A 10,380-nucleotide genomic window follows, 5' to 3' on the forward strand; every position below is an offset into this window, starting at 1 on the left:
GTTCCACTGTTTTGGAATGGTTTTGGCTATGACTGCAGCCATGACACATGGAACGTCACAAATGCCACTTCCATATTTTTCTACAAAATCTTCTCTTGCTTGTATAAATCAAGAGCGTATAACGTGTTTTCATGGAGTTCCAACAATGTTCATTGCAATGATGGAACACGAAGACTTCCCAAAAACTGATTTCTCATACATGAGAACCGGAATTATGGCAGGAAGTCCCTGCCCTATATCAAAAATGCGAGATGTAGTAGAAAAAATAAATATGAAAGAAGTTACCATCGTGTATGGGCAAACGGAAGCTTCACCTGGATGCACCATGAGCAGCTTTGAGGATAGCCTGGAAGTACGGGTGGCGACTGTGGGGAGTGCTCTCCCCCAGATTGAGTGCAAAATCATAGATCCCGAAACAGGTGAAGATGCTCCGGACGAAACAATAGGAGAGTTTGTGGCTCGTGGATATAACATTATGAAGGGATACTATAAATTACCTGAAGCAACAGCTACTGCCATAGACAAAGATGGTTGGCTCCATACAGGAGACCTTGCCTGTCGCACAAAAGAGGGCAATTTCTGTATAACGGGACGACTGGGCGACATGATTATACGTGGAGGAGAAAATATTTATCCGAAGGAGCTAGAGGAGTTTCTTTATACCCATCCAAAGGTAAAAGATGTCCAAGTTATTGGCGTTCCAGATAAAATCTACGGAGAAGAAATAGCAGCTTGTGTCATTCTAAAAGATGGAGTTGCCTGTACGGAAAAAGAAATTAAAGACTACTTCTTAGCAAATATGTCTAGACATAAATGTCCTAGATACGTTGATTTTACAGAGGAATTTCCCATGAACGTAGCTGGAAAAATTTTAAAATATAAAATGAGAGAAGAAGCAGTAAAAAAATTCGGATTACAAGATGCCCTTAAATAAAAACTTATGAAACTCTCGAATAAAATTAGGTATTCCCTGCAGACTCCCTAAGTACAATTCTTATATAATATTGAGACATTGCCGGAAGGAGATATCTATTTATGAAACGCTGTTTTCTACTCTTAATAGTCTTATTAGTTTTAACTGCGGCCTCTTTATCATTCGCTTCTAACGCTGTTCCTGAATTCAGCGCTGTTTATGTTGAAAAGGAAGGCGAAAGTGTTGAAACGGGCAATATATATGTGTCGGACACAATGACTCGTTATGACAAAGATAATGGAAGAGAAATATTAGTAATAAGATATGACAAAAAGGTAATGTGGACAATATACCCCAAGATTAGATGTTATATAGAGGACGATTACCCAATGTCAGCTCCAGTGGCACATTTAGATGGCCCCAAAGAAGGACAATTCGGAGATTTGACTCGGGAGTTTATCGGGCATGAAGAAGTCGACACATATAGAATGAAAAAATATCTTGTCAGCATATTACTTAAGGGAGACCCCGAAAATAAATACGAGTACTACGAGTGGTACAGAGATAATTTCCCTCTTCCTGTTAAAACCGCAGCTGTTTACGGGAACTCTTCTTACGAATTTACGAAGATTAAGCTAGGGAAACCCTCTATTGAACTTTTTATGCAACCAAAGGGCTATAAGAAAATCACTCATGATGAGATAAAAATAATGGAACTTGAAAAAAAAATAAAAAGTAAGTAATTACAATATATTTTCTATTATAAAACGCAGGGGACTCTTTGTTTTCTGCGTTTTATATTTTTGTACTACGAAGAGCTTGTATCGTTACTTATATCACACCTTTTGCATATAAGTTGACAAAGACATTCTACAGCTTTAATCTACACTAAGTTGCTATTTATTCTGAACACAACAAGAAACCACTAAATAAAATTATAAAGATTTAAAACTTCAAAGAGGAGACTCGAAATGAGCCAGCTAAGGATATATTTGGACAATTCCGCAACCACACAAGTTGACACGGAAGTATTGAATGCCATGCTCCCGCTTTTTTGCGATGCCTATGGCAATCCTAATAGCTTGCATAAATTTGGACGAGATGCACATAAGCTCGTAGAGATAGCTCGCGGACAGGTTGCGAGTCTCATAAATGCTGATCCAGAAGAGATTATCTTTACAGGCAGCGGAAGTGAAGCAGATAACTTGGCAATAAAAGGCACTGCCTTTGCTTTAAGTAAGAAAGGCAAACATATAATAACAAGTGCAATAGAACATCATGCACTCTTGAACTCTTTAAACTGGTTACAAGAAATAGGTTTTGATTACACCATTTTGCCTGTCAACAGGCAAGGAATAGTAGATCCGAAAGAACTTAAAAAAGCTATTAAGCCCGATACGATTCTTGCTTCGGTCATGTATGGGAATAATGAAATTGGCACAATAGAACCGATAGCAGAACTTGGAGCTATTTGTAGAGAAAAAGGAGTGCTATTCCATACAGACCCCGTTCAAGCAGCGGGCCATGTAAAAATTGACGTTAAGAAAATTCCCGTAGACTTAATGTCAATGGCTGCTCATAAAATGTACGGGCCTAAAGGGATTGGAGCCCTCTTTCTTCGCAAAGGATTGGAACTCACTCCCATCATCCATGGTGGAGGGCAAGAATCCGGAAAAAGAGCAGGCACGGAGAATACTCCTGCTATTGTAGGTTTTGGAGCGGCAGCAGAAAAAGCTGTGTTTAGACTTTCAGACGGAACTACAGAAAAGATAAAAAAGTTGCGCGACAAACTTATTAATGGACTCTTGGAAAAAATACCGGAAATAGAGCTAACTGGACACAGAGAAAAAAGATTGCCATTTCACGCAAGTTTTTGTGTTAAATATATAGAAGGAGAGAGCATGTTGCTACTACTTGACTCTGAAGGAATCGCCGCATCTAGCGCCTCTGCATGTTCGGCCGGCAATTTTGAGCCAAGTCATGTTCTTTTGGCATGTGGATATGACCACATAAGTGCACACGGATCACTGCGTTTCACCCTTAGTTGCAACACTACGGACGAAGACATTGACCGTCTACTTTTGAAATTTCCTCCTATTGTAGAGAAACTTCGAGCCATATCTCCTTTTTATAGCAGCAAATAAAAATATAGCAGGAGAAAAAACCATGTATAACGAAAAAGTTGTAGACTATTTTATGAACCCTCGCAACTCAGGAAAGATGACAGACGCAAATGCGATAGGAGAAGCTGGTAATGCCGTATGTGGAGACACAATAAAAATTTATCTTAAAGTCAGTGATGAACATATCATAGAAGATATACGCTTTGAAACTTTTGGTTGCGCTGCTGCTATTGCAACCAGTTCCATGATTACTGAAATGGTGAAAGGTAAATCCTTAAGTGAGGCATTAAAAATCAAGGATATGGATGTTGTAAAAGAGCTTAACGGGTTACCACCAGCTAAAGAACACTGTTCCTTACTTGCACAGGAAGGTATCAAAGAAGCTGTATTGGACTACTTTAGAAGAAGAGGAGAACAAATCCCTAAGGGGTTGTTTTCTTAGAAAGATAGCGATGCCACGAAAACTAATAACAATTTAAAAACATAATGGAAAGAGGCCTTCTGTATAAAATGAAATCCGCACAAAAAAAAGAAAATACAAAAGGGAAAATACTTGCTGTCTGCTCTGCTCCGAAAAAAGGCATGATAAAAACTAATATAAACGAAGGTATTTTGATAGAGGGGAAAGGGCTAAAGGGAGACGCTCACTTCGGCTTCGCACACCGGCAAATAAGCATTATTGCAATTGAAGATATTGCCACAATGATTGAAAAAATGCCATCTTTAAAACCTGGAGATTTCGCAGAAAACCTTACCACTGAAAATATTAAACTTTCCCTGCTTAAACTAAAAGATATTCTTAGTGTCGGAGATGCTTTGCTTGAAGTATCTCAAATAGGCAAAGAATGTCATTATGATTGTGAAGTATTCAAACAAATAGGTGAGTGTATCATGCCACAAAAAGGCATTTTTACTAGAGTAATAAAAGGTGGAAAAGTTAGAGTTGGGGATACTATTGAAATAAAAAACAGAAGGACAGAAACTGGTTCATAAATAACAAGATTTTATCTTTATAAGGAGAATCTAAATGGGAAACACAAAAATCTGTGGCCATAATCATGGAAGTAATAAAAATGCCGATGAACACTCGGGTTGTGGATGCTGTTCTTCTAATCAAATAGCAGATATTTTCGATGAGATTGAAGAAGAGAAGCGTTCGGACATAAAAAAATTCAATAAGGAAATACGCTTTCTCATCATTACTGGGATTCTATTTGCACTTTGTCTTGTTATAGAAGAATTTTTCCAACAATATGTTAATGTCAATCTTCTTAATGTGGTGTTTTTAGCACTATACCTAATCTGCGGATTCCCTGTGCTAAAATCGGCCTTCTTTTCTCTTCTCAAAGGAAACTTTTTTAACGAATTTACTTTAATGGGAGGAGCTTCCCTTGCTGCAGTGTCAATAGGACAGATTTCAGAAGCAGTAGGAGTAATGATTTTTTATAGGTTGGGTGAAGCTTTTCAAAGAAAGGCATCCTCTTATTCACGTCGTTCAATAAAAGCCCTGCTAGCACAGAAGCCCATGGTGGCTAATCTTTTAAAAGATGGGAAGATCACAAGCATAAATCCTAAGGACATCGTTAAAGGAGATAAGGTTCAAGTCCTTCCAGGTGAAATTATTCCCATAGATGGGATGGTAGTGAACGGTGCCTCTCAAATTAACTCTTCAGCCATAACCGGCGAGTCAAAACCTATCTTCGTCAAGGAGGGTTCTGCTGTACACGGAGGCACTTTATCCTTAGACGGCATGCTAATTATAGAAGCCGTAGGACCTTTTGAAGATTCTACAATTTCTAGAATGCTTGACATGGTACAGAGCGCTACAGCACGCAAATCTCCGACTGAACGTTTCATTACAAGGTTTGCGAGGTGGTATACGCCCTCTGTTTTTGGATTAGCAGCTCTTGTGGCCCTTTTACCTCCTATAATAGGTTATGGAGATTTTAAAGAATGGTTTTATAGGGGACTAGTACTTCTAGTCATTTCCTGTCCATGTGCTCTTGTAATATCGATACCTCTTGGCTACTTCGGAGGAATAGGTGCTGCATCCAAAAAAGGCATCTTAGTAAAAGGAGCCAATGTATTTGATGCTTTAAGTAAGGTGTCAATAGCAGTGTTTGATAAAACAGGTACTCTAACATATGGCAAATTTGAAGTAGAAGGTATATATCCTCAAGAAGGCATTTCGGAAAAAGAATTGCTGCACACGGCGGCAAGTGCTGAGGTAGGTTCAAATCATCCTTTAGCCAAGTCTATTTTGGCAGCCTCGGGAGAAATGACAATTCCACAAGATGCACAGTTAACGCAGATCGCAGGAAAAGGCATGTTGTTAAAATATGATAAAAATACAATTTTAGTAGGAAGCGAAACTCTCCTGGCAGAACATGCTATTCAAATTCCCTCTTTTTCCAAAAACGGCACTATTGTCCATGTTGCGAAAAATAACGTCTATCAGGGCTATATTGTGGTAGATGACATAATAAGAAAAGAATCTTATCAAGCTGTAAAGGATTTGCACGAATATGGGATGGAAAAGGTATATATGCTAACTGGAGATAGCGAATCAGTCGCAAAATCAGTCTCGGCCACATTAGGATTGGATGGATTCAAAGCTGAGCTATTGCCAGGGAACAAAGTAGCAGCATTAAAAAAGCTCTGTGATGGAGATACTACCAAAACCATATATGTTGGAGATGGTATAAACGATGGCCCGGTACTCGTTACATCGGAAACGGGAATTGCTATGGGAGGCTTTGGTTCTCAAGTAGCCGTCGAAGTAGCGGACGTTGTGATACTCAATGATTCTCCTCTTAAAGTCGCAGAGCTATTACGAGTCGCTCAAAAAACAAGGAGTATCGTTTGGCAAAATGTATTTATGGCTATGGGTGTAAAGGGAGTTTTTCTTATTTTCGGAGCTGCTGGGGTTGCCGGTCTCTGGGAGGCAGTTTTTGCCGATGTCGGAGTTGCTCTTATGGCTATTTTAAATTCAACCAGAGCTTCCAAAATATAAATAAAAATAATATTTACAAGTGAGGAGATAATCATTATGGCTACTGAATCAAACTGCACACACAACTGCGATGGCTGCAAGGAAGAGTGCCCCGAACATGACTTTTCTGTTGCAGCACATCCTCTTAGCTCAATAGACAGGGTTATTGGAATAGTAAGTGGAAAAGGCGGGGTAGGCAAATCTCTTGTTACCTCTCTCCTTGCTATAGAAATGCAAAAACAGGGACATTCGTCTGGCATACTTGATGCAGACATAACAGGCCCCTCAATTCCAAAAATATTTGGGATTAAAGAGATGGCAGCAACAAACGAACATGGTGCTATCCCTATAACAACAAAAACCGGCATAGATATAATGTCTGTAAATTTGCTATTACAGGATCCAACTGACCCAATTATATGGAGGGGCCCTGCAATAGCAAATATAGTAAAACAGTTCTGGAGCGATGTCATTTGGAGTGGGATAGAATATCTGCTTGTGGACATGCCTCCAGGAACAGGAGATGTCCCTCTCACTGTTTTTCAGTCACTGCCATTAAACGGCATAATTATAGTTACATCGCCACAAGAACTTGTCTCCATGATTGTCGAAAAGGCAGTTAAAATGGCGGAGCAGATGAGTATTCCTATATTAGGTATAATTGAGAACCTAAGTTATCTCTCCTGTCCTGATTGTGATAAAAAAATCGAAATTTTTGGCAAAAGTAATGTGGATACTATAGCTCAGAAACATGGATTAAAAGTTTTGGCAAAACTTCCTTTAAATCCTGCCGTGGCAACTCTTTGCGATCATGGAGAAATAGAAAGCTTTAATGAAGACTGGCTTAAAGAGGCTGTAAAAGAAATAGAAGAACTTTTCAAAAATACTGAAGATAATTAAACAGTAAAAAATTCAACGCAGTGAGCTTTGAATTGCTTCAGCACAAAAAATAAACCTATGGAGGTTATACAATGTTATTTATCTGTTATCCGAATTGAGGAACATGCAAAAAAGCCCGTGCATGGCTTGATAAGAATAAACTTACCTATACAGAACGCAATATAAAAGCTAACAATCCCTCTGTAGAAGAAATCACTAATTGGTATGAGAAAAGTGATTTTCCTCTTAAAAAATTCTTTAATACAAGTGGGATGAAATACAGAGAACTCCAGTTAACCAAAAAACTTCCGGAAATGAGCGAAAAGGAGCAGATAGAGACCTTAGCTTCAGACGGTATGCTGCTCAAACGACCTATTCTTGTCACCAATGATAAAATTCTTATTGGCTTTAAAGAGGAACAGTGGGCTCTTTTTTTTAGGAAATAGAGTATACTGTACAACAAAATTTAAAAAACAGAGGTGATATTTTTGGATACAATAGACAGAAATAAGATACTCGAATATCTCGAGAAAAACGCAAAGCTAACAGCAAAAGAAATAGCTTCTATGCTTGCCCTCACTGAACAAGAAGTAGAAAATGAGATTAAAGCCATGGAGGACGAGCAGTTAATTTGCGGTTACCACGCCTTTATCAACTGGGATAAAACTGAGGATGATAAAATCTCAGCTCTTATAGAGTTAAAGGTCACTCCCCAAAGAGGTATGGGATATGACAGCATTGCAAAAAAAATATACAAATATCCAGAAGTAGAATCCCTATATCTCATGTCTGCTGGTGGCTATGATTTTACTGTAATTTTGAAAAAAGCCACAATGCGTGAAATCGCAAACTTCGTAACCACTAAGTTGGCTGTAATGGAAGAGGTCAGGAGTACCTCTACACATATAGTATTAACTAAATATAAAGAATTTGGAATTGCTATTGCCGAAGATAAAAAAGACAAAAGAATGGTTATTGCTCCATGAGAGATTTTATCTGTAAAAAAATTAAAACATTAAAACCTTCCGGAATACGTAAGTTATTTGACATAGCTAATGAAATGCCAAATGTGATTTCTTTGGGTATAGGAGAACCTGATTTTGATACTCCTTGGCACATACGAGAAGAAGGCATAAATGCCCTCCAAAAAGGAAGAACCTTTTACACCTCGAATTCCGGGCTGGAAGAACTACGTGTTGAGATTTGCAAATATGTTGAGAAAAAATATGGGCTTAATTATAATCCTGAAAGTGACGTAGTGGTAACAGTCGGTGGCAGCGAAGCTATTGATATAGCACTACGTGCAATCATTAATCCAGGTGATGAAATAATTTGTCCCGAACCATGTTTTGTATCATATCAACCCTGTATTATTATGTCCGGAGGAGTTTCTGTCCCTATTTCTTTGACCGCAGATAATAGTTTTAAACTAACGGCAAAACAGCTGGAAGATGCTATAACTCCAAAAACAAAAGCCATTTTAATGTCTTATCCCAACAATCCAACCGGTGCAATAATGAGGCTGGAAGATCTTGAGCCTTTGGCAGATGTAATAATAAAACATGACATACTTGTTATAACAGATGAGATATATTGTGAGCTCACTTACAATGGGGGACATGTAAGCATCGCGTCCCTGCCTGGGATGCAAGAACGAACAATTCTTATAAACGGTTTTTCTAAGTCATATGCTATGACCGGCTGGAGACTAGGCTATGCTTTAGCCCCTTCTCATATTCTCGAATATATGTTAAAAATCCACCAGTTTGGCATAATGTCCTCTCCGACAATGAGTCAATATGCGGCTGTAAAAGCCCTACAAGAAGGAGAGAAAGACATTGTCGCGATGAGAAATGCATATAACCAAAGAAGACGATACATATTGGACGCATTTAAAGAAATGGGCTTGCCCTGTTTTGAGCCATATGGTGCGTTTTATGTATTTCCAGATATTTCTGAATTTGGATTGCATTCAGAAGAGTTTTGCCAGAAATTCCTAGAGGAAGAAAATGTAGCTATTGTACCAGGAGTGGCTTTTGGAGAATGTGCAGATAATTATGTCAGAATCTCATATGCCTGCTCTCTGAACGAGATACGTGAAGCCATGAAGCGCTTATCAAAATTTCTAAAAAGACTAAGAAGTAACCCCGTATAGATACAACCCAGGACAAACTTAAAGAAACTATCTGTTAAATGACAAGCTCTTTGATTTTGTCCTTATTATTTCTCTTCAAGAGTGTAAACTGTCCACCTTAAATACTCTGCTTTTCGGGAAAGTTTCACATCGCCTTTTAAATAAAGTTTTGTAAGCTGAATGTGCCCCAGCGGCTCTAAAGTTATTTTTTCTATGAAAAAATCTCCTAAATTTTTGTTGTTCTGCCCTACAAAAACACAAGCGGCAGAAAACGTAACTTTATTTTCACTGCGATTAACAATTACTATATTTACTCCCTCCGAAGTAATCTTCAACCCTCTATATTCAACAGGATCTGCTCCAGGTATTACTCCTTTAGACCCAAAAGCAGCAAAAACAGGCGAAGACATTGCTAGAAATAATATTAGAACTAGGATAATTTTCTTCATAGTAATTCCTCCCATATCTAATTTTCATTATTAATTATAATATACCCATTAAAGTTTTTATCAAAACTTTAAGAGGTCTTCGTAATATAAAAAACGATAACTCTTACTATTTGCTGTTTTAAATTATAAAATTGAAAATCTATCGAATTTACAAATAAGCAAAATAACCTGTATTTTAAAGAGCATAAGTTATACTATAAAAAAGAATTAAAAAAACGACCCTATGTCATAGGATCGTAGTGATAACAAAGAGATGGCGGAGAGCGAGGGATTCGAACCCCCGGGGCTTTGACACCCAATTGATTTCAAGTCAATCACCATCGACCACTCGGACAGCTCTCCTACCGACGTTAAATATTATACATGTCTTTGAGAAACTGGCAAGTATTTTAACATTTTTATTAGAAAAGGAGCTAAATTTATGAGCAATACGGATGAAATCAAAATGAATTTTAGCGTTCTGGGAATGACTTGTACCACATGCTCAGGCATTGCAGAAGAAGCTATTGCAAAGGTTAACGGAGTAACTTTCGCTTCTGTCAATCTAACCACTAAAACAGCCTTCGTCGTGGCTGATCCAGCAGTTACTTTTGAAATGCTCGAAACAGCCGTCAAATCTGTAGGTTACAGTATTTCTAAAGATATATCTTCTGATCTAGACGAAAAACAGTATAAAGAAGCGCGCTTAGATTTACTTATGATATGGGCTGTCGGGCTACCCATGTCTATTCTGATGTTTTTGCATATGATTTATAACGTCAGCTTTTCATGGTATCCATATCTTGAAATTATTGCTGCCTTTTTTGCTATATTTTATTGTGGGCGCAAGACGATAAAAGGCGCTTGGATAGCCTTTGTTCACTTTCACACAAACATGGACTCTCTTATAA

At 38.1% G+C, this 10,380-nt stretch carries 12 protein-coding genes and 1 tRNA gene; 11 read left to right on the plus strand and 2 right to left on the minus strand.

From position 1 onward, the window contains the following. The 10 genes from GXZ13_06610 to GXZ13_06655 form a co-directional block, all read left to right on the plus strand. On the plus strand, positions 1–934 hold a 934-nt coding region (locus GXZ13_06610; GenBank protein ID NLX75484.1), incomplete at its 5' end, for an AMP-binding protein. 101 nt (positions 935–1,035) lie between these two features. After that, positions 1,036–1,656 carry a hypothetical protein gene (locus GXZ13_06615; protein ID NLX75485.1) on the plus strand — a complete coding sequence of 207 codons (621 nt, stop codon included), beginning with the start codon at positions 1,036–1,038 and terminating at the stop codon, positions 1,654–1,656. A 228-nt stretch (positions 1,657–1,884) separates the two neighbouring features. Continuing rightward, positions 1,885–3,057: a cysteine desulfurase NifS gene (nifS, locus tag GXZ13_06620; GenBank protein ID NLX75486.1), complete on the plus strand. Its 1,173-nt coding sequence runs from the start codon at positions 1,885–1,887 to the stop codon at positions 3,055–3,057. Positions 3,058–3,079: 22 nt separating this feature from the next. Further along, entirely contained in the window at positions 3,080–3,478 is a 399-nt protein-coding gene (locus tag GXZ13_06625; protein ID NLX75487.1) for an iron-sulfur cluster assembly scaffold protein, read from the plus strand. Between the two features lie 68 nt (positions 3,479–3,546). Beyond that, positions 3,547–4,029, plus strand: a complete 483-nt coding sequence (locus GXZ13_06630; protein NLX75488.1) for an MOSC domain-containing protein — start codon at positions 3,547–3,549, stop codon at positions 4,027–4,029. A 34-nt stretch (positions 4,030–4,063) separates the two neighbouring features. Further along, complete coding sequence (gene cadA / locus GXZ13_06635) at positions 4,064–6,049, plus strand: cadmium-translocating P-type ATPase (GenBank protein ID NLX75489.1); 1,986 nt, start codon at positions 4,064–4,066, stop codon at positions 6,047–6,049. Between the two features lie 36 nt (positions 6,050–6,085). Beyond that, positions 6,086–6,928, plus strand: a complete 843-nt coding sequence (locus GXZ13_06640) for an Mrp/NBP35 family ATP-binding protein (protein NLX75490.1) — start codon at positions 6,086–6,088, stop codon at positions 6,926–6,928. Positions 6,929–6,999: 71 nt separating this feature from the next. Then, entirely contained in the window at positions 7,000–7,353 is a 354-nt protein-coding gene (locus GXZ13_06645; protein ID NLX75491.1) for an arsenate reductase family protein, read from the plus strand. A 42-nt stretch (positions 7,354–7,395) separates the two neighbouring features. Continuing rightward, a complete protein-coding gene (locus GXZ13_06650) occupies positions 7,396–7,893 on the plus strand; it encodes an Lrp/AsnC family transcriptional regulator (protein ID NLX75492.1) in 498 nt (165 codons plus the stop codon). Beyond that, a complete protein-coding gene (locus GXZ13_06655; protein NLX75493.1) occupies positions 7,890–9,062 on the plus strand; it encodes an aminotransferase class I/II-fold pyridoxal phosphate-dependent enzyme in 1,173 nt (390 codons plus the stop codon). The genes GXZ13_06650 and GXZ13_06655 overlap by 4 nt, the downstream gene beginning before the upstream one ends. Before the next feature lie 65 nt (positions 9,063–9,127). On the opposite strand, the gene GXZ13_06660 is transcribed toward GXZ13_06655, so the two are convergent. Together GXZ13_06660 and GXZ13_06665 are read right to left on the minus strand one after the other, a co-directional pair. Beyond that, positions 9,128–9,490 (minus strand): hypothetical protein, encoded by a 363-nt coding sequence (locus tag GXZ13_06660; GenBank protein NLX75494.1) that lies wholly within the window; start codon positions 9,488–9,490, stop codon positions 9,128–9,130. A gap of 254 nt (positions 9,491–9,744) precedes the next feature. After that, positions 9,745–9,832 (minus strand) — tRNA-Ser (locus GXZ13_06665). A gap of 79 nt (positions 9,833–9,911) precedes the next feature. On the opposite strand from GXZ13_06665, the gene GXZ13_06670 reads away from it, so the two are divergent. Beyond that, positions 9,912–10,380, plus strand: a 469-nt coding sequence (locus GXZ13_06670) for a cation-translocating P-type ATPase (GenBank protein ID NLX75495.1), incomplete at its 3' end; no start/stop codon positions are given.

This window comes from Synergistaceae bacterium, assembly GCA_012728235.1.
GTDB lineage: Bacteria > Synergistota > Synergistia > Synergistales > Synergistaceae > JAAYFL01.